Raw genomic sequence first — 17442 nt, 5'->3', positions numbered from 1 at the left:
ATAAAGCGGCTGAAGATGCGATCCATGCGGCGTGGGATCAAGGAAATGGATTTGATCCTGTCGGCCTATGCAGACCGAAATCTGACGGCCATGGAGCCGTCGGATATGGATAACTATGATGCGTTGCTGCACGAAAACGACCAGGATCTCTATCAGTGGGTCACAGGGCAGGTGCAGCCGCCCGAAACCTATTCCGAATTGATATCGGACATCGCGCAGACCTTTCAGAAATAAAAGAAAACCCGGCTTAACCGATTTTTCGGGATTTCCATTCATCCTGTCTGAAACAGCGCGACTGAATCGGAGGATCGGATGAGTATGGAAATGCAGGTCTCCGCGCCGGGAACCAAAGGGTTCATGACCAGCTATCTTGAGGCACTCGCCTTGGTGGAACGGCTGCACCGGTTGCTATTGGACGTCATCAAGGATGAGTTTGAGCGTGTTGGCGTATTGGAGATCAACGCCGTGCAGGCCTTGCTTTTGTTCAATATCGGCGACCATGAAGTCACCGCAGGTGAACTGAAAAGCCGCGGGTATTATCAGGGCAGCAATGTCAGCTATAACCTGAAAAAGCTGGTCGAAATGGGGTATATGCATCATCAAAGATGCGAGATCGACCGCCGATCCGTAAGGGTTCGATTGACCCCACGCGGTCGTGAAATACGCGATGTCGTATCCGAGCTGTTTTTGCGCCACGCTGAGGGGCTGCAAAATCGCGGCGTGTTGGGGCTGGAAGGCATCGATGACATCACCACATCCCTGCGGCGGGTCGAGCGATATTGGACTGACCAAATCCGGTACATCTATTGATCAGGGGCGCAGGGTATCTGTGGCGTCGGACAGGGTTAGCCCCTCTAACTCGCGTATCAGTTTTCGGGTCATTGCGTCCTCATAGGCTTCAAATCCCAAAGCGACTTCGACGAAGGCTCCGGGCCCTAGTATAACCCATGTGTTGTAATAGGCGGAAAGCTCACCGACCTGGACATAGCGTTTGTCGCCATGACTGGGATCGTCTGCTCCGATCACAAGCCCGTTGATCGTGATGCCGGTGTTTTCCAGTTCGGCTTTCACGCTGCGTGGATGAGGGCCCAGATTGTGCTTGCCGTCCCCTGACAGATCCAATGTGCGTTTCCAGCAGTTCGGTTGCTGCGACAGTAGATTGGCTCCGAACCGCATTGCCGACCCAACAGCCGTGCCCTGTGGTGCGTTACCCCGTGTGACGGTCTTCAATTGGTCGCTGATCCGTGCAAGATCTTGTGCCGTGCGGATCTCAGTCCAGTTTACCAATATGCGTTGATGGCGGGTCTCGCTCCATTCATAGATTGCCAATCGTACAGGCGCGCCGATGTCGGACAGGATCAGTTGAACAACTTCAGGGCGTTGCAAGGCCGCAGCCAGACCGCCGGTTTGCATCCTATACTCGGTGCTGTCGACCGAACCGGACACATCCAGCCCCAACGCCAGTGCTTGCCTGCATTCCGACGCAGCGGCGCTGGCGAACATGGCAAATATCGCGGCCAGAAGGCGGATCATTGATGCGCACCCTCCTTCAACGCACCGATCTGCAACCCTTTCAGCTCACGTTCCAGCTTGCGACGCATCGCGCGCTCAAAATCTTCGAACCCTTGCGCGATTTCCAGAAACGCACCGGGGCCATGCAGAACGTTGTTCTCGAAGAACGGGATGAGGAACAGCTCTCCTTCAAAGTCCGCAGCGTTGATCACCAGCCCGTTGACCACGACGTTTTGAAAGGGAAAGTGCCGGTATGCAGAGTCCGGTCCATAGCCGTCATTGTTTGAGCCATCCCCGGACAGATCGATAGTTTGGAACAGGCAGGGCGGTGCTTGCTGCATCAAAGTCGCGCCAAATGCCAAGGCATAGCCCATTGCTGTGGCTGAGCCGCTGTCCGAGCGAACCGATTGCTGCACTGTTGAGGCTGCGACCAGCAGATCGGCTTCGGTGTTTATCATGGTCCAGTTCAGAACAACGCGTTGTGTGGTGCGACCACTCCACTCATACACGGCCAGCGCCACTGGTGCGGGCGAGGAAAAAAACGCCTCGACCACTTCTGGTGCGATCAATGCAGCCGCAAGACCCTGCCGTTGCAAAACGTCTTCGTTCTCGTCCACGGAAGTCGAGATATCCATGGCGAGCGCCAGCGCAAGGCGACAGGTCTCGGCCCGAACGGGGCTGGCCAGAACGGCCAGACCCAATGCTATCAGCCAGCGGATCACCAGTGACCGGCACTTTCCATGCTGGCCCAGGGCTCGGCCGGTTCCAGCGCGTCACCATTTTGCAGCAGCTCGACCGAGATATTGTCGGGTGAGCGCACAAACGCCATACGCCCGTCACGCGGTGGGCGATTGATCACGACGCCGTTGTCCTTCAGGTGCTGGCAAACCTCATAGATGTTGTCGACCCCATAAGCGAGATGCCCGAAATGACGGCTGTCGCTGGGCAGGGTGTCATCCCCATCCCAGTTATGCGTCAGCTCGATCGGCCGATCCTCTTGTCCCGGGGGGGCCATGAAGATCAGTGAAAATCGGCCCGCTTCGCTGTCATAACGGCGGGTTTCCTTCAGGCCCAGCAGTTCATAGAACGCCATCGACTTCTCCAGATCCTTCACGCGGACCATGGTGTGAAGATATGTCAGCCCCATTGTGGCTTCCTTTCTATTCAGGTGATGCGCTGCAGCTTAGCGCGCGCGCCAAGCGTGTCGAGGGGCAGGGCGGACACAATTTGGAATTTGCGACGCTTGGTGCACATGTCGCGGTTCCGGTCTGGGAATTGCCGAGATATAGTGGTGGGCGACTCATTGCTGGAAAGGAACTTTCATGCCGCTGTCCTCTGACCAACTGGCCGAGATCGAAGCGCAACGGGCGCAATCGCATCCAACACGCCGCGTTGTGGCTGAGGGGATGGAAGACCACCTCTATACCGCGCATCAAGTACTGGACCACGGATTTGTGCGCGTCATTGACTACATGGGGGATGACGCAGCAATTTGTCAGGCGGCACGTGTATCTTACGGCAAGGGCACCAAATCGGTGCAGAACGATGAGGGTCTGATCCGCTATCTGATGCGGCACTGGCACTCGACCCCGTTCGAGATGTGCGAAATCAAGCTGCACGTCAAACTGCCGGTCTTTGTCGCCCGACAGTGGATTCGTCACCGGACCGCAAACGTGAACGAATACTCAGCCCGCTATTCGATTCTGGACCGCGAGTTCTATATCCCCGCACCGGACCACGTGGCCGCGCAGTCCGAAGTGAACAATCAGGGCCGCGGCGACGCCCTGCAAGGCGAAGAGGCAGCCCGCGTTCTGGAAATGCTCAAGGCCGACAGCGCGCGGTGCTATGACAATTACGAAGCCATGATCAACCAGGATGGTCAGCAGGGGCTGGCGCGAGAATTGGCGCGCATGAACCTGCCTGCGAATATCTACACGCAGTGGTACTGGAAGGTGGATCTGCACAACCTGTTCCATTTCCTGCGCCTGCGGGCCGATCCACATGCTCAGTACGAAATCCGAGTTTACGCCGACATGATGTGCAAGATCGTCGCCGACTGGGTGCCCTTCGCGTATAGAGCGTTCGAAGATTACCGTTTGGGTGCGGTCAACCTTTCGGCGCAGATGGTTGATAGCCTGCGGCGCATGTTGGCCGGTGAAACTGTGACGCAGGAAAATTCGGGCATGACGGCACGGGAATGGCGCGAGTTCGAGGCTGTCATTCGCGAGGGTTAAAGCCGACAGGACTCTTTCTTCCGATGTCATGATGCCTTTTCGAGCAGCTCATGACATCAGTCATCAGTGTGATACGTGAACGCTTGGAAATCGTGGTGTTCGGCTAAAACGAAAACGCTCATGCCGATTCCAAACCGACGCGAGGGTAAGGTTTCAAACCCTGAGAATGGACAACGGCCGGAAATTGGCCGTTGGCCTGCTTTTAGTACCCGCAGATGACGGGGTGTTTTATAACGGCTTCAAATCAGAGGCCATTTGTCGGCCGTCGCGTCCGTCTTCCAACTCATACGAGACTTTCTGATTGTCAGCGAGTCCGGTCAGACCGGACCGTTCTACGGCCGAGATATGAACAAAAACGTCCTTGCCACCTTCGTCAGGGGCAATAAACCCATAGCCTTTCGTGGTATTAAACCATTTCACGGTGCCAGTTGGCATTTCCCGTGTCTCCTTCTACTTACACGTTGTCCCACAAATTGGTGGGGGCAGTGGTTGACGCAACCACAACGCATCACCGCTTCGCCCACACGACGCAGCCCGAATTGTGTGTTTCGTCTTTTTCAACATTGCACGGTGAAGTAAAAAATCAAGAATAACTGGATGTAGCAGGCAAAAATGCCAAAAATTCATACAAGTATAGGAACGGTCCCAAAATGCGTCTATATGGCCTGAAAAACTGTGATACTTGCCGTAAGGCACTGAAAGAAATTAAAAATATTGAATTTGTAGACGTTCGCGCGCAAGGAGTTCCCGATTCTGTCCTGACAGAGGCGTTTGCTACGTTCGGCGAAGCTTTGCTCAATACCCGGTCAACAACTTGGCGTGGATTGGACGCGGAACAACGCACGCGACCACCTTTGGAGTTGCTGAAGGAACACCCGACTTTGATGAAGCGCCCCTTGATCGAAGATGACGGTACGTTGTTGTTGGGCTGGACCGCGAAAACCAAGGCAAGCCTTGGCGTTGCCTGATCGGGCGCTTATGTGTTTGACGTAAATATGAGGGTTTAAATGCGCAACGCATCAATGATTTTGGGCGTCATTGCCGGTTTGATCGGAATGATTGTTGGCTTTTTTGGCTATGGCTATATCGAATTCATAAACCATTACGGTGAGATCGAAGGCCTTGCTGAGCAAGTGGACAACGTACAGTTCATCCAGACCGCTTCCATTATTGCGCCTTTGCTGGCCATCGCGGGGGGCGCAATGGCCCATGCGCGGGCTCTGATCGGTGGAATATTGCTGCTGATCTCAACCGTCGGGATGTATTTCGCTTTTGGATTCAACGTCTTCACGATGTTTCCGGTGGCCTTTGCCGCCGTGGCAGGCATCCTTGGGCTGGCCGCGGGAAAACCGGACGAGCCCAAGGCACATTTCTAGGTCATTTCACGTGCAGCGCCCGGTCGACAGACAAGGGGCCTGCGCCGTTGATCACGATAACGAGCAGCACGAAAGTCCAGAGCGTCCGCTGGTCCAGCACATTTGGTGCGGCGGTGAAAAAGCTTCCCAGCGCTGCGCCATGCCCGGTGACGTCGACAATTGTCTGAACCCAGACAAATCCGATCATACCCAAGGCCGCCAGCCGGGACAGAAGCCCGACCAGAATCAAGGCTGGCAGCAGGAACTCAGCCCAGGTGCCGGCAACTGCGATCACCCAATAAGAAAAGCCAAGTTGTGAACTGTCATAGCTGACGGCTTCCATTGCTTTGGGAAAAATCTGGACGTATGCACCGTCAGACGGGAACAGGAAACCCAAAATGCCACTGCCTAGTTTGGTGGTTGCTGAGTTCCAATAGTAGACAAGCAGCGTCGCGGCAAAAACCACCCGGGCCAGTGTTGGCGTGAGCCAGCCAGAGGTCATTTCCAGCCGTCCCAGGGTATTATTGTGAAAAGAGATCAGGGCAGTCATGTTGCCAGCCTTTCGATAGACACAGAAGTAATCGCGCCGCCCTGCAAAAGCAGCGCCAGAGTGGCCCCAAGGTCAAATTCGGGGTGTACGGCAGAGGTTTGTTCGAATGCCTCGCCAATGGTAAGCCCGGCCTGAACGTGGGCGATCCAGTCCGCTCCGCCTTTGGGCAGCAAATGCGGGGCCGGGTCGAATTCGGGTCGGGTGATCAGGATATCTTCGGACCCGGGTGCGGGTTTGGGTGCACCCTCTTCGGAATTGAAGCGCCAGATCGAAAAAAGCGGCCAATCTGACCGAAGAACCTTCATGGATGGCGCAAATTCCAGCTTTGCCAGAACGATCTCTTCCGGTGTTATGGCCAGCGCATCGGGCGGTGCAGGTTGGCTGTCAGCAGAGTGGTAGGACCGGCGCAGCGCCAGTTCCAGACGCGCGACGTCGGGAAGGTAGCCAAGGTGCGACAACTGCTCCATCCCAGCAAGGAATTCGGGGAATTCCTCACCGTAGAACATCATCAGCGGTGAAGACGGAGGGTGTTTGCGCAGGAAAAGCCCGGCAAGCCCATCCATGTTCTGAGATCCCAACAGCCGTGCGATCACCGGAAAGGCCTGATGCATCGCTTCGGTCAGCGAAACAGCCACGTTGTTGCGGTAAACGCTGAACCGCCGCCCGGCGGGGCGTTCTGCGGCATCCCACAAACCGTCCGGGACAGCCGCCGACGGGTCAAGCAGGGCTGCGCGGAACGTGGTTTGCGAAACGCTCATGCTGGGATGCGGTCCAGTGCCGCCTGCGCCCGATCTGCTTCAGCCCGAAGAACGGACCAGTCGGGTACGTCCGTATCCCATTCGATCAGAACGGGTTTCGGACCGGAACGGTCCAACACGTAGTCCAGCAACGTCCACACCGGATCAACGACTTCGCGACCGTGGCTGTCGATCAGCAAAGGACGACCATGGTCGTCTTCGTCTTCGTCATGACCGCCAAGGTGTATCTCGTGGACGTTGTCCAGCGGGTAGGCGTCGATGTAGCCCTGCGGCGAGAAGTCCAGGTTGGTGGCCGACACGAAGACATTGTTCACATCCAGCAAAAGACAACATCCTGTTCGACGTGCGATTTCACGCAGGAAGTCAGGCTCGGACCACGTGCTTTCTTCAAAAGCCAAATAGCTGGATGGGTTTTCCAACAGCATTTGCCGCCCCACGGTTTCCTGAACCTGGTCTATATGGGCACAGATACGCTCCAGCGTTTCGTCCGTGTAGGGCAGGGGCAGAAGATCGTTCAGGAAATGACTGTCATGGGTCGACCAGGCCAGATGCTCGGAAAAGCTGGCCGGATTCAGCCAACCCACCAAGTGTTTCAGGCGCGCCAGATGATCGGGGTCCAAGGGGCCTTCTCCACCGATCGAGAGGCCAACGCCGTGGACGGAAATAGGAAATTTTTCAGAGAGGTGGCGCAATTGAGCCAGCGGCCTGCCGCCATCACCCATGTAGTTTTCGGCATGGATCTCAAGCCAGCTAACCGGATGCGCATGATCCAGAATCTGGTCGTAATGCTGGGGTTTATACCCGACGCCCGGTGCCGCGGGCAGCCTGTTTGATCGAAGTGAACTATCCAGCATGTGCAAATCCTCCGGTCACGAAAAGAGGCGGGCGATAGGGCCCGCCCCTCCGATTCTCAGATGCTTGGGCTTATGCCGGCAGGTCGCGCTCCAGCGGTTCCAGCGAACCTTCGCGCGCTGCACCGTCTGCCGACTTGGGCAGTTCGATATCGGCGCAGGTTCCAGCGTCGACCAATGTCCAGGCATTGCCCTGATAGTCAACGGTCGAGGTGCCCGCGCAGGTGGTGCCGGGGCCAGCGGCACAGTCGTTCTGACCGGCCAGCGAAACGCCATAGCATTTTTCTTTGGCTTGTGCCGAGGCGGTTGTGGCTACGCCAGATACGGCTGCTGCAACTGCGCTTGCGATAACCAGGGTTTTTGCGGTGTTCGACATCTCGGTAATCCCTTTTGATGACTGCGTATGTCTTCTTGTGACAATGACAAAGGTAGTAGCTAAATCGGGGCAGGTGAATTCACGAGCCCGTGTCTCACAACCCCGTCAAAGAGCGTAATGCCCTCTTGAAGGTTAACAAACTGTTTTTGAAATGAAAAATGGAAAATGTTTCAATCCGACCCCGAAATTGGGGTCGGATTTCGGGCAATTTGTCGCCGAATGTTACAGAAGATCAGGCGGCGTCGCGGCCAATGACAGCTCTTTTGTTACAGCCTCAAGAGATTGAACTTGTGTCTGTTTTTCGCCAAGGCGGCGCACACTTACGGTACGCTCTTCAACTTCGCGGTGACCGACTGCCAGAATGATCGGCACCTTGCCGACCGAGTGCTCACGAACCTTGTAGTTGATCTTTTCGTTGCGAATATCCGCCTCAGCCCGCACGCCAGCAGCCTTGAGCGTTTCGACAACTTCCAAAACATAGTCATCCGCCTCGGACGTGATCGAGGCGACCACAACCTGACGCGGGGCCAACCAGAACGGCAGTTTGCCAGCGTGTTCCTCGATCAGGATACCGATGAAGCGTTCGAACGAGCCCAGGGTTGCACGGTGCAGCATGAACGGACGGTGCTTGGCACCGTCGGCACCGATAAAGTTCGCATCCAGACGCTCGGGCAAGTTTGGATCAACCTGCAGGGTGCCGCACTGCCATGTCCGGCCGATCGCGTCGGTCAGAGTGAATTCCAGCTTGGGGCCATAGAACGCGCCTTCGCCTTCCAGAACCTCATAGTCATAGCCCGCTGCCTTACAGGCATCACCCAGCGCCTTTTCGACCAGATCCCAGCTTTCGTCCGATCCGATCCGTTTTTCCGGTCGGGTCGACAGCTTGATTGTCCAATCATGGAACCCGAGGTCAGCATAGACCTTGGACAGGAACGCAATGAACTTGGCGGTCTCAGATTCGATCTGTTCCTCGGCGCAGAAGATATGGCCATCGTCCTGCGTGAAACCACGGACCCGCATGATCCCATGCAAAGCGCCCGAGGGTTCGTACCGGGCGCACGATCCAAACTCCGCCATACGCAGGGGCAGGTCGCGATAGGACTTCAGGCCCTGATTGAACACCTGCACGTGGCAGGGGCAGTTCATCGGCTTCAGCGCGTTGATCGCCTTTTCGCGAGCATGCTCCTCGTCCACTTCGACGATGAACATGTTTTCCTGGTACTTGTCCCAGTGGCCCGAGGCTTCCCACAATTTGCGGTCGACAACCTGAGGGGTGTTCACCTCGACATAGCCGTCCCGCTCCTGCATGCGACGCATATAGTCCTGCAGCGTGGTGTAGATTTTCCAGCCGTTAGGATGCCAGAAGATCTGGCCAGGGGCCTCTTCCTGCATGTGGAACAGGTCCATTTCCTTGCCCAGCTTTCGGTGGTCGCGCTTGGCGGCTTCTTCCAGCATATGCAGATGCGCTTTAAGCTTTTCTTTGCCGGTGAAAGCCACGCCATAAATACGCTGCAGCATCGCGCGGTCGCTATCACCGCGCCAATAGGCGCCAGCAATGCTCATCAGCTTGAAGGCGTCGCCCGGCAGTTGGCCGGTGTGCTGCAGGTGCGGGCCACGGCACAAATCCTGCCAGTGACCGTGCCAGTACATCCGCAGGGGCTCATCACCCGGAATGGCTTCGATCAGCTCGACCTTATAGGGCTCGTTGTTGGCCTTGTAGAACTCGATCGCGCGGTCGCGGTCCCAGACCTCGGTGGTCACGGGATCCCGCTTGTTGATGATCTCTTTCATCTTTTTCTCGATGAGGCCGAGGTCTTCGGGCGTAAACGGTTCAGCCCGGTCAAAATCATAGTACCAGCCGTTGTCGATGACGGGGCCGATGGTAACTTTGGTTGCAGGCCAGATTTCCTGCACCGCGCGCGCCATCACGTGCGCCAGATCGTGACGGATCAGCTCGTTGGCCTGTTCCTCATCTTTCATGGTGTGGATGGCGATCTGCGCGTCAGACTCGATGGGCCACTGCAGGTCCCAGTGCTGGCCGTTCACGGTGGCCGAGATGGCCTTTTTGGCCAGTGAGGTCGAGATGTCGGCAGCCACCTGCGCGGGCGTCACGCCTGCGTCGAAGGATCGGGAATTGCCATCGGGAAAAGTAAGGGAGACTGACTGTGAGTCCAGGGCCATATCGGCTCTCCTCGTCGGTTTGGCGCCCACTGAACGCCCGGTTGCGGGTTATGTGTGTTCGATCCATTTGGCAGGTGCAGCATGACCTGTCAAGCACCCAACCGCGCTGTGGCTGACGCGGCGGGAGGTTCGAATTCGGGAATTGCAGCCACCGGGCAGCCGTGCATGATGAACCCCAAAAGGAAAGAGGGCGACATGGCAGCGACGGATTTTCTGGAAACGGCGCAAGGGCGGCGGCTGGCTTATCACAAAAGCGATGGGGCAGGGCCGACGGTTGTATTTTTGGGCGGGCTGAAGTCTGACATGGAGGGCACCAAGGCGGTGCATCTTGAGGCTTGGGCCAAGGCGCGCGGTCAGGCATTCCTGCGGTTCGATTACTCGGGCCATGGCGAGAGCTCGGGCAAATTTGAGGACGGATGCATCGGCGACTGGCACGAGGATGCTTTGGCCGCGATAGCTGCCCTGACCGATGGGCCACTGATCGTGGTCGGGTCGTCGATGGGCGGCTGGCAAGCGCTATTACTGGCGAAGGCAATGCCGGATCGGATTGCAGGTATGGTGACCATCGCCGCCGCGCCTGATTTCACTGAAGACGGGTATTGGGCATCGTTTTCTGACACGCAAAAACAGGTGTTGGAAACCGAAGGGTATGTCGAATTACCCTCTGACTATATGGAGCCTTATATCATCACGAAACGCATGATTGAGGACGGAAGACAGCAGTTGGTTCTGCGGGATGCAATTAATCTTCAGTTTCCGGTGCGTTTTCTGCAAGGGACTGCAGATACTGCTGTTTCCACTGCAACCGCTGTGCGTCTGGTGGAACATGCCACCGGTTCAGATATTCGCCTGCTCTTGGTCAAGGATGCAGACCACAGGTTCTCGGACGGGCCATGCCTGGAAATCATCGAAAACGCCGTGCTTGAAGTGATGGACGCGCAATGATCCGGGGGGTGGGCAAAGCCATCGGGCGTGTTCTTCTGGTGCTGGTCGCGGCTGGTGCCCTGATCTATTGGTTCGGTCCGCGCGAAGAAGTGAACCTGAACCCGACATTTGAACCGCGCAAGTATGGCGAAGGGGTGCAGGTCTATTTCGAAAGCGTTGAATCCGCTTTCGATGACATCACTGCTGGTGTCGAGAAACGGGTTGTCTGGCAAGACGGGTTCAAGGAACAGCGCACCCCGGTTTCCATATTGTATTTGCATGGATTTTCCGCCTCGTCCGAGGAAATTCGCCCTGTCCCGGACATGGTCGCCGATGCGCTAGGGGCCAATCTGGTCTACACCCGCTTGCAGGGTCATGGGCGCGGCGGGGAGGCGATGGCCGAAGGCACTGCCTCGGGCTGGATGCAGGATATGGCCGAAGGGTTGGCCGCCGCCCGAGCGGTGGGCGAACAGGTCGTCGTGATTTCAACCTCCACCGGCGGAACGTTGGCTGCGGCGGCAGCATTGGACGATGCGCTGATAGAAAACGTAGCCGGTTTGGTCTTTGTTTCTCCGAATTTTGGTGTGAACACGCCCGGTGCTTGGATACCGGGCCTTCCATGGGCGCGAAGCTGGTTGCCATTGATCATGGGGGAAGAACGGGACGTCTCGGGGCCGGATCCCGAGAAGAACAAGTACTGGTCGTCGGTTTATCCGTGGGAGGCAGTTGTGCCCATGACCGCTTTGGTCGAGACCGTTTATGCCATGGACTTCTCCAAGGCGCGTGTCCCGGCGCTGTTCTGGTTCTCGGACGATGATCAGGTTGTGCGCCCGGACCTGACCCACAAGGTGGCCGAAGCTTGGGGCGGACCTGCAAGTGTTCAGACGGTTACAATGGGGCCGGGCGATGACCCGTCATCCCATGTCATTGCCGGACGCTTGATGTCTCCGGGACAGACTGATGCTGCGGTCGCTGGTATTGTGGCATGGTTGAAAGAGCAGGGGATCGAATGATGGAACAGCGCGTCAGCCTAATCACTGTCGGGGTGGAAGACCCTGAAACCGCCGCTGCATTCTATGAAAAGATCGGCTGGAAACGTGTCGACAGCCCGGACGGTGTGATTGCCTTTGATCTGATCGGGCAGACGCTGGGGCTGTATCCTCTGCCGGCACTTGCCGATGAGATTGGTGTTGACGTGGGCACCTTGGGCCGTGGGGCGCTGACGCTTAGCTATAACTGCCGGTCAAAAGAAGATGTCGCGCTGGTTTTAAGCAAGGTTCAAGCCGCTGGTGCCGAGGTTCTTAAACCGGCCTCGGATGTGTTCTGGGGCGGGCATCACGGTTATTTCCGCGCACCCGAAGGCACGATCTGGGAGGTCGCTTTCAACCCGTTCTCACCTCTGGCCCCTGATGGGGCGTTTCGTTGGAACGGGTACGGGTGATGCGTAAGCCGGGTAGCATGTGGAGCCTTGAAAACCTTGGCCGCGTGCGCCTGTCCCGGCATTTTTTCATGCGTGATTTCTTGTATTCCGAGATTGGAAATTTCCATGAAAAACAAAATCTTCCCGACAATCCTGATCTTGCCATCGAAACCGGCCGAGCCTTTTGCCAAACGTTGCTGGACCCTTTAGAAGAGACGTTCGGACGCGTGGCAGTCCGGTCCGGTTACCGATCGTCGTCGTTGAATCAATATGGCAATGAAAACCGGCTGAACTGCGCCCGAAACGATAATCCACAGGAGTGCCATATCTGGGATTGGGGCACCGGCGATGATCGGATTGCCGGGGCGTCGATTGTCATTCCGTGGTTCGCGGATCGTTACGCGGAAGGCCGGGATTGGCGCGATCTGGCGTGGTGGATGCACGATCATCTGGAATATTCCGAGATTTGGTTTTTCCCAAAACTCTGTGCTTTCAATCTGGTGTGGCGGCCAATTCCCCTAAGGCGTATCGACAGCTACATCGCCCCGCGCGGGAGCCTGTTGCGTGCGGGCGAAAATCCGGGCGAAGACCTGAAGACTCGTCAAAAGCGCTATGCGGATTTTCCCACGTTTTGCGGTATTGCCTATCCGTGAAGTTTAACTTGCCCAGGCCGAAAAAACCTCTCATCCTGTTAAAAAACAAAGCCACTCAAGAAGCTGAGACGAAGGAGGCCGCGATTGATCGAGCCGCTGGTTCTATTGCCCGGATTGATGTGCGATTCTAGGGTGTTTGCCCCTCAGATCACCCACTTTTCTCGTCAACGCGCGGTCACGGTTGCACCGGTTTCGTTGGGCGAGCGGATTGAAGAGATTGCCTCGGGCCTTTTGGATCAACTGCCACACCGCTTTGCGCTTGCCGGGTTTAGTATGGGTGGTGTGGTGGCTCTTGAACTTATTCGTCGCGCGCCAGACAGGATTTCGCGCCTGTGCCTTATGGCCACCGATGCGCAGTCCGACACGCCGCAGATCGCGGCGACACGAGAAGAGCATATGGTTGGTGCCAAGGCAGGGCGGCTTGAAGAGGTTATGCGTAAAATCCTTGGGTCAGACACGCTGGCCCCGGGGCCAAGGCGCGTTCCCATTCTGAGTGACGTGACTGCCATGGCATTGGATCAGGGGGCAGATGTGTTCGAACGCCAGATGCGCGCTTTGCAGCGGCGTCCGGATCAGCAAGGTGGGCTGCGAATGATCAAGGTTCCCACGCTGGTCTTGTGTGGGGCACATGACCTGCTGACACCCGTCAGAAAACACACCTTTATGGCGGAACTGATCCCAAACGCGGAACTCAAAGTGGTTGAGGACGCGGGGCATTTGCCAACGCTCGAAGCGCCTCAGGTTGTCAATGAAGCACTTGAGAACTGGTTAAACATGCCTGCGCGAACCACTTACGGGTAAAGGGCGGCGCGCTCGGATTTGCTGAGGATCACAGGCTCGACAACCGGGTCGAAGGTATCTGGGTCGAAGAAGGGTGTGTTCTTCCAGCTACCTGACATCCGCGATTTCGCGACGCGGGTCACCAGCCCGTATACGGCCGACCCAATCTTTTCATGGGCCTGTTTGCCGCGGCCTGTGGGGATAAACCCGCGCGTGGTGACTGGCCCCAACCCACTTGGGCCGGGGATACGTTTGACGATAAAACCTGCGAATGGGAACTTCGGCGTTGTTGGTGTGGTCGCCAGTGGCGCATTGCAGCAACTGGCATTCCAGCGCATCATCCCTTTGGGGCTCAGTTGCATCAGCGCGAGATGCTCTGCGCCACCGTCGAAAAGGATCTCTTCCGGAAGCATCTGCAGGATTTCAACAGGACCGGGGGCAGGATCGGGTTGCCCAAAATACAACTGAGCCGCGCGGCAATCGTGACAGCAGCACACGACATGTGTGCCGTGTTTCACGCCTGCGGCGCTGATCCGTCCATGTAGGGAACCGCAAGAGCAGGAAAATGGGGTGTCTTTCGCCACTTTCCTGCTCATGGTTTTTAAGCCACTTTGTTTTTGTTTGCGGCGCGACGCTTTGGTTTGCGCGTATTTGCATTCATGAAGTCAATCACAAGCGGCCGGATGTTATCCCGCCAGCTGCGGCCCGCAAAAATGCCATAGTGACCCGCGCCGGGTTCGACATGGCTTGCCTTTTTTGCATCCGGCAAACCGGTGCAGAGTTCAAGCGCGGCAATACACTGGCCGGGCGCCGAGATATCGTCATTTGCGCCTTCAACCGTTTTGACCGCAACATCGGTGATTTTGCCGATATCGACCTTATGACCTGCGACAACGAACTCATTGCGGGCGATCTCGCGGTCTTTGAACACGCGCTCGACCGTGGAAAGGTAAAACTCGGCGGGCATGTCCATGACCGCCAGGTATTCATCGTAAAAGCGGTTATGCGCATCGTGATCGGACGCTTCGCCTCGCATCACGCGCTGGATCTGATCGGTGAACGCTTTGGAGTGGCGATCTCCGTTCATCGACATGAAAGACGCCAATTGCAGCAAGCCTGGATATACCATGCGGCCGACGCCTTTGTATTTGAATCCGACGCGCTGGATCATGGTTTCTTCCAGCTGTCCCATGGTCACACGACGGCCGAAATCGGTCACGTCGGTCGGGGTTGCGTCAGGGTCAACCGGACCACCGATCAGGGTCAATGTGTTGGGCTGGGCCTTGGGCTCGACCTCGGCCAGATAAGCGGTTGCGGCAAGCGTCAGAGGGGCGGGCTGGCAAACGGCAACAACATGAGTGTCCGGGCCCAGCTCTTTCATAAAATCGACAAGATACAGCGTGTAATCCTCGACATCGAACTTGCCTTCGGAAACAGGGATATCACGCGCATTATGCCAGTCGGTTACGTAAACCTCACAATTGACCAGCAGGCTTTTGACCGTGGAACGCAACAAAGTCGCGTAGTGGCCGGACATTGGCGCTACCAGCAGCACCTTGCGGGGTTGTTCTTCGCGTCCATTGACGCGAATATGGATCAGGTCGCCAAATGGGCGCTCCATTACGGGAACAATATCAACAAGGTGGTCTTTGCCATCCTCACACGTGAACGTTCGAATACCCCAGTCCGGCTTTGCGATCATGCGCTGAAACGTGCGCTCGGTCACTTCGCCCCATGCGGCCATCATGCTGAAAGCCGGGTTGGGGATCATGGAGAACAGTGGGTAAGACGCCATAGCACTGGCCGTTGCCCCCATCCATTGGTTCGTGTTGCGCATGGTTTCCATAAGGTCGTAGGTCATCATGTAGCGCATATAGGGGGCCTCCTGGCTGCCGGTGTGAGTGTCGGACCATTCGTCGCTTTGCTCCCCAAGCCCACGACGATTATTCTGCATAGCAGCGAGGTTAAGGGGGAATTGTTAAAATGACAACAAGTGAACACCGGACGCCGGAGCTATCCCCGGAACACCTTGAGAGGCTTAAAGAAAATATGGACAAGGTGGAGGAGCTTTCGAAGCGACTTGTTGATGCGATGTCGGGAAAGAAGGGTCACAACCCTGCTTTGGACGGTCCGAATCAAGAGCTTTATGCAAAGGCAGCATCGGCGTATTGGGCCGAAGCGATGCAAAATCCTGCGCGGCTAATGGAGAAGCAGATCGAGTTCTGGGGCCAGTCTGTTATGAACTTTGCCGAGGCGCAGCAGGCGCTGGTGGGTAGCGAGGCAGAAGAGGCCGCATCCGGACCCCGGGACAAGCGGTTTTCCAACCCCTTGTGGGAGACCAATCCGTATTTCAAATTCATCCGTCAGCAGTATCAGACAAATGCCGATGCCATCGCGCAGGCAGTGGCTTCGGTCGAGGATCTGGATGTGCAGGACAAGCAGCGGTTGGCGTTCTTCTCGCAGCAGATAATCGACATGATGTCGCCGACGAATTTTCTGGCGACCAATCCCGATGCGCTGGAAAAGGCGGTCGAGACGGAAGGCCAGTCACTAATCCAGGGTCTGGAAAACCTGGTGGCTGATCTCGAGGCCAATGACGGCGAGATGGTGGTGAAACTGGCCGATGACAGTGCCTTTGAGGTGGGCGGCAATATCGCGACGACGCCCGGCGATGTGGTTTATCGTAACCGGCTGATGGAGCTGATCCAGTACAAGCCAGCGACCGAGACGGTGCATGAAACGCCGCTGGTGCTGTTCCCGCCGTGGATCAACAAATTCTACATTCTGGACCTCAAAGCGCAGAACAGTCTGATCAAATGGGTGACAGAGCAGGGCTATACCCTGTTTGTGGTCAGCTGGGTGAACGCCGATGAATCCCACGCCGATATCGGCATGGAGGATTATATCCAGGACGGATTCCTGACCGCGATCGAAGAGGTCAAATCGATCTGCAAGGTCAAACAGGTCAACGCGGTCGGCTATTGCATCGCGGGCACCACGCTGAGCCTGACACTGTCGTTGCTCAAGCAGCGCGGCGACAAGTCGATCAAATCGGCCACGTTCTTCACGGCCCTGACCGACTTTGGTGATCAGGGTGAGTTCACGCCCTTCCTGCAGAACGACTTTGTGGACGGGATCGAGGATCAGATTTCGGAGGACGGGGTTCTGAAGGCGTGGATCATCGGGCGCACGATGTCGTTTCTGCGATCAAAAGACCTGATCTATGGGCCTGCGATCCGCAGTTATATGATGGGTGAGACACCGCCCGCGTTTGACCTGTTGTTCTGGAACGGGGACGGGGCCAATCTGCCCGGTCGTATGGCGGTCCAATACCTGCGCGGCCTGTGTCAGCGCAATGATTTCGTCACCGACGGGTTCGAACTGCTGGGGCATAAGCTGCATGTGCACGACGTGGACGTGCCCCTGATGGCGATCACCTGCGAGACCGATCACATCGCGGCGTGGAAGGCGTGTTATCGCGGTGTGCAGCAGATGGGGTCGCGGTCGAAAAGCTTCATCGTTTCGGAATCGGGGCATATTGCAGGCATCGTGAACCCGCCCAGCAAGAAGAAATACGGTCACTACACCAACACCGATCTGAAGGCGGACCCCGAAACCTGGTTGAAAGAGGCCACGTATCACGAAGGGTCTTGGTGGCCCCGGTGGGAGGCCTGGCTGAAGAAGCGGTCGGGTAAACAAGTGCCTGCGCGCGCGACCGGCGATTCGGCGCATCCCGTCCTGGCGCCGGCGCCAGGGACCTATGTGCAGGTTAAGGCAAGCGGTTGATTCCTAACTCTTCTGCGAAGAATTTCTGCAACGCAGCAAGAAAATTCTTGCAATGCTGCGTT

The 17442-nt window shown here is 56.7% G+C and carries 22 protein-coding genes; 11 read left to right on the top strand and 11 right to left on the bottom strand.

The window, feature by feature from the left end; all coding sequences use genetic code 11:
• Window positions 1-15: 15 nt before the first annotated feature.
• Together QMP16_RS19230 and QMP16_RS19225 are read left to right on the top strand one after the other, a co-directional pair.
• Window positions 16-234 carry a succinate dehydrogenase assembly factor 2 gene (locus QMP16_RS19230; protein WP_432653422.1) on the top strand — a complete coding sequence of 73 codons (219 nt, stop codon included), beginning with the start codon at window positions 16-18 and terminating at the stop codon, window positions 232-234.
• 78 nt (window positions 235-312) lie between these two features.
• Window positions 313-810 (top strand): MarR family winged helix-turn-helix transcriptional regulator, encoded by a 498-nt coding sequence (locus tag QMP16_RS19225; protein WP_186437453.1) that lies wholly within the window; start codon window positions 313-315, stop codon window positions 808-810.
• Here QMP16_RS19225 and QMP16_RS19220 read toward each other — a convergent pair whose 3' ends face one another.
• The 3 genes from QMP16_RS19220 to QMP16_RS19210 are packed head-to-tail and all read right to left on the bottom strand — an operon-like array spanning window position 811 to window position 2659.
• Entirely contained in the window at window positions 811-1533 is a 723-nt protein-coding gene (locus tag QMP16_RS19220; RefSeq protein WP_282153692.1) for a DUF1194 domain-containing protein, read from the bottom strand.
• Entirely contained in the window at window positions 1530-2234 is a 705-nt protein-coding gene (locus tag QMP16_RS19215; protein WP_282153691.1) for a DUF1194 domain-containing protein, read from the bottom strand. The genes QMP16_RS19220 and QMP16_RS19215 overlap by 4 nt, the downstream gene beginning before the upstream one ends.
• Window positions 2231-2659: a VOC family protein gene (locus tag QMP16_RS19210; RefSeq protein WP_282153690.1), complete on the bottom strand. Its 429-nt coding sequence runs from the start codon at window positions 2657-2659 to the stop codon at window positions 2231-2233. The genes QMP16_RS19215 and QMP16_RS19210 overlap by 4 nt, the downstream gene beginning before the upstream one ends.
• Before the next feature lie 175 nt (window positions 2660-2834).
• Between QMP16_RS19210 and thyX the strand changes: the two genes are divergently transcribed.
• A complete protein-coding gene (gene thyX, locus QMP16_RS19205; RefSeq protein ID WP_058274136.1) occupies window positions 2835-3746 on the top strand; it encodes an FAD-dependent thymidylate synthase in 912 nt (303 codons plus the stop codon).
• A 228-nt stretch (window positions 3747-3974) separates the two neighbouring features.
• Here the strand turns inward: thyX and QMP16_RS19200 are convergent, their stop codons facing one another.
• Complete coding sequence (locus QMP16_RS19200) at window positions 3975-4181, bottom strand: cold-shock protein (protein ID WP_010439113.1); 207 nt, start codon at window positions 4179-4181, stop codon at window positions 3975-3977.
• Window positions 4182-4396: 215 nt separating this feature from the next.
• Between QMP16_RS19200 and QMP16_RS19195 the strand changes: the two genes are divergently transcribed.
• Both QMP16_RS19195 and QMP16_RS19190 read left to right on the top strand, forming a co-directional pair.
• Entirely contained in the window at window positions 4397-4714 is a 318-nt protein-coding gene (locus QMP16_RS19195) for an ArsC/Spx/MgsR family protein (protein WP_282153689.1), read from the top strand.
• Between the two features lie 39 nt (window positions 4715-4753).
• Window positions 4754-5122 (top strand): hypothetical protein, encoded by a 369-nt coding sequence (locus QMP16_RS19190; protein ID WP_282153688.1) that lies wholly within the window; start codon window positions 4754-4756, stop codon window positions 5120-5122.
• A gap of 1 nt (window position 5123) precedes the next feature.
• Here the strand turns inward: QMP16_RS19190 and QMP16_RS19185 are convergent, their stop codons facing one another.
• From QMP16_RS19185 to thrS, 5 genes are all read right to left on the bottom strand, one after another.
• Entirely contained in the window at window positions 5124-5651 is a 528-nt protein-coding gene (locus QMP16_RS19185; RefSeq protein ID WP_058274133.1) for a DoxX family protein, read from the bottom strand.
• Window positions 5648-6409 (bottom strand): DNA-binding domain-containing protein, encoded by a 762-nt coding sequence (locus tag QMP16_RS19180; RefSeq protein ID WP_282153687.1) that lies wholly within the window; start codon window positions 6407-6409, stop codon window positions 5648-5650. The genes QMP16_RS19185 and QMP16_RS19180 overlap by 4 nt, the downstream gene beginning before the upstream one ends.
• Window positions 6406-7263 carry an MNIO family bufferin maturase gene (bufB, locus tag QMP16_RS19175; RefSeq protein WP_282153686.1) on the bottom strand — a complete coding sequence of 286 codons (858 nt, stop codon included), beginning with the start codon at window positions 7261-7263 and terminating at the stop codon, window positions 6406-6408. Before bufB ends, QMP16_RS19180 begins: the two co-directional genes overlap by 4 nt.
• 70 nt (window positions 7264-7333) lie before the next feature.
• Complete coding sequence (locus QMP16_RS19170; protein ID WP_058275886.1) at window positions 7334-7636, bottom strand: BufA1 family periplasmic bufferin-type metallophore; 303 nt, start codon at window positions 7634-7636, stop codon at window positions 7334-7336.
• Between the two features lie 222 nt (window positions 7637-7858).
• Complete coding sequence (gene thrS, locus QMP16_RS19165) at window positions 7859-9817, bottom strand: threonine--tRNA ligase (RefSeq protein WP_282153685.1); 1959 nt, start codon at window positions 9815-9817, stop codon at window positions 7859-7861.
• 195 nt (window positions 9818-10012) lie between these two features.
• On the opposite strand from thrS, the gene QMP16_RS19160 reads away from it, so the two are divergent.
• The 5 genes from QMP16_RS19160 to QMP16_RS19140 all read left to right on the top strand — a co-directional run bounded on the left by QMP16_RS19160 (window position 10013) and on the right by QMP16_RS19140 (window position 13615).
• Window positions 10013-10762 carry an alpha/beta fold hydrolase gene (locus tag QMP16_RS19160; RefSeq protein WP_282153776.1) on the top strand — a complete coding sequence of 250 codons (750 nt, stop codon included), beginning with the start codon at window positions 10013-10015 and terminating at the stop codon, window positions 10760-10762.
• On the top strand, window positions 10759-11754 hold the full coding sequence (locus QMP16_RS19155) for an alpha/beta hydrolase (protein WP_348774612.1): 996 nt from the start codon (window positions 10759-10761) through the stop codon (window positions 11752-11754). The genes QMP16_RS19160 and QMP16_RS19155 overlap by 4 nt, the downstream gene beginning before the upstream one ends.
• Window positions 11754-12182: a VOC family protein gene (locus tag QMP16_RS19150; protein WP_282120052.1), complete on the top strand. Its 429-nt coding sequence runs from the start codon at window positions 11754-11756 to the stop codon at window positions 12180-12182. The genes QMP16_RS19155 and QMP16_RS19150 overlap by 1 nt, the downstream gene beginning before the upstream one ends.
• Window positions 12183-12199: 17 nt before the next feature.
• A complete protein-coding gene (locus tag QMP16_RS19145) occupies window positions 12200-12814 on the top strand; it encodes a hypothetical protein (RefSeq protein ID WP_282153774.1) in 615 nt (204 codons plus the stop codon).
• An 84-nt stretch (window positions 12815-12898) separates the two neighbouring features.
• Window positions 12899-13615 carry an alpha/beta fold hydrolase gene (locus QMP16_RS19140; RefSeq protein ID WP_282153684.1) on the top strand — a complete coding sequence of 239 codons (717 nt, stop codon included), beginning with the start codon at window positions 12899-12901 and terminating at the stop codon, window positions 13613-13615.
• Here the strand turns inward: QMP16_RS19140 and QMP16_RS19135 are convergent.
• On the bottom strand, window positions 13606-14190 hold the full coding sequence (locus tag QMP16_RS19135; RefSeq protein ID WP_282153683.1) for a DUF6151 family protein: 585 nt from the start codon (window positions 14188-14190) through the stop codon (window positions 13606-13608). The two genes, QMP16_RS19140 and QMP16_RS19135, sit on opposite strands and share 10 nt — an antisense overlap.
• A gap of 5 nt (window positions 14191-14195) precedes the next feature.
• Window positions 14196-15467: a polyhydroxyalkanoate depolymerase gene (gene phaZ, locus QMP16_RS19130; RefSeq protein ID WP_058274101.1), complete on the bottom strand. Its 1272-nt coding sequence runs from the start codon at window positions 15465-15467 to the stop codon at window positions 14196-14198.
• A gap of 110 nt (window positions 15468-15577) precedes the next feature.
• On the opposite strand from phaZ, the gene QMP16_RS19125 reads away from it, so the two are divergent.
• Window positions 15578-17380, top strand: a complete 1803-nt coding sequence (locus QMP16_RS19125; protein WP_282153682.1) for a PHA/PHB synthase family protein — start codon at window positions 15578-15580, stop codon at window positions 17378-17380.
• The last annotated feature ends 62 nt before the right edge of the window (window positions 17381-17442 follow it).

The organism is Ruegeria atlantica (assembly GCF_947495585.1).
In the GTDB taxonomy this organism is placed as follows: Bacteria; Pseudomonadota; Alphaproteobacteria; order Rhodobacterales; family Rhodobacteraceae; genus Ruegeria; species Ruegeria atlantica_G.
This window is presented reverse-complemented; position numbering and strand designations above follow the sequence as displayed.

Excerpts from the sequence above, each read along its gene's own strand:
- QMP16_RS19195 (WP_282153689.1), top strand. The coding sequence starts at position 4,397 with ATGCGTCTATATGGCCTGAAAAACTGTGATACTTGCCGTAAGGCACTG.
- QMP16_RS19210 (WP_282153690.1), bottom strand. The coding sequence starts at position 2,659 with ATGGGGCTGACATATCTTCACACCATGGTCCGCGTGAAGGATCTGGAG.
- QMP16_RS19135 (WP_282153683.1), bottom strand. The coding sequence starts at position 14,190 with ATGAGCAGGAAAGTGGCGAAAGACACCCCATTTTCCTGCTCTTGCGGT.
- QMP16_RS19150 (WP_282120052.1), top strand. The coding sequence starts at position 11,754 with ATGGAACAGCGCGTCAGCCTAATCACTGTCGGGGTGGAAGACCCTGAA.
- phaZ (WP_058274101.1), bottom strand. The coding sequence starts at position 15,467 with ATGCGCTACATGATGACCTACGACCTTATGGAAACCATGCGCAACACG.
- QMP16_RS19125 (WP_282153682.1), top strand. The coding sequence starts at position 15,578 with ATGACAACAAGTGAACACCGGACGCCGGAGCTATCCCCGGAACACCTT.
- QMP16_RS19190 (WP_282153688.1), top strand. The coding sequence starts at position 4,754 with ATGCGCAACGCATCAATGATTTTGGGCGTCATTGCCGGTTTGATCGGA.
- QMP16_RS19170 (WP_058275886.1), bottom strand. The coding sequence starts at position 7,636 with ATGTCGAACACCGCAAAAACCCTGGTTATCGCAAGCGCAGTTGCAGCA.
- thyX (WP_058274136.1), top strand. The coding sequence starts at position 2,835 with ATGCCGCTGTCCTCTGACCAACTGGCCGAGATCGAAGCGCAACGGGCG.
- QMP16_RS19185 (WP_058274133.1), bottom strand. The coding sequence starts at position 5,651 with ATGACTGCCCTGATCTCTTTTCACAATAATACCCTGGGACGGCTGGAA.
- thrS (WP_282153685.1), bottom strand. The coding sequence starts at position 9,817 with ATGGCCCTGGACTCACAGTCAGTCTCCCTTACTTTTCCCGATGGCAAT.
- QMP16_RS19200 (WP_010439113.1), bottom strand. The coding sequence starts at position 4,181 with ATGCCAACTGGCACCGTGAAATGGTTTAATACCACGAAAGGCTATGGG.
- QMP16_RS19145 (WP_282153774.1), top strand. The coding sequence starts at position 12,200 with ATGTGGAGCCTTGAAAACCTTGGCCGCGTGCGCCTGTCCCGGCATTTT.
- QMP16_RS19180 (WP_282153687.1), bottom strand. The coding sequence starts at position 6,409 with ATGAGCGTTTCGCAAACCACGTTCCGCGCAGCCCTGCTTGACCCGTCG.
- QMP16_RS19230 (WP_432653422.1), top strand. The coding sequence starts at position 16 with ATGCGATCCATGCGGCGTGGGATCAAGGAAATGGATTTGATCCTGTCG.
- QMP16_RS19220 (WP_282153692.1), bottom strand. The coding sequence starts at position 1,533 with ATGATCCGCCTTCTGGCCGCGATATTTGCCATGTTCGCCAGCGCCGCT.
- QMP16_RS19155 (WP_348774612.1), top strand. The coding sequence starts at position 10,759 with ATGATCCGGGGGGTGGGCAAAGCCATCGGGCGTGTTCTTCTGGTGCTG.
- bufB (WP_282153686.1), bottom strand. The coding sequence starts at position 7,263 with ATGCTGGATAGTTCACTTCGATCAAACAGGCTGCCCGCGGCACCGGGC.
- QMP16_RS19225 (WP_186437453.1), top strand. The coding sequence starts at position 313 with ATGAGTATGGAAATGCAGGTCTCCGCGCCGGGAACCAAAGGGTTCATG.
- QMP16_RS19160 (WP_282153776.1), top strand. The coding sequence starts at position 10,013 with ATGGCAGCGACGGATTTTCTGGAAACGGCGCAAGGGCGGCGGCTGGCT.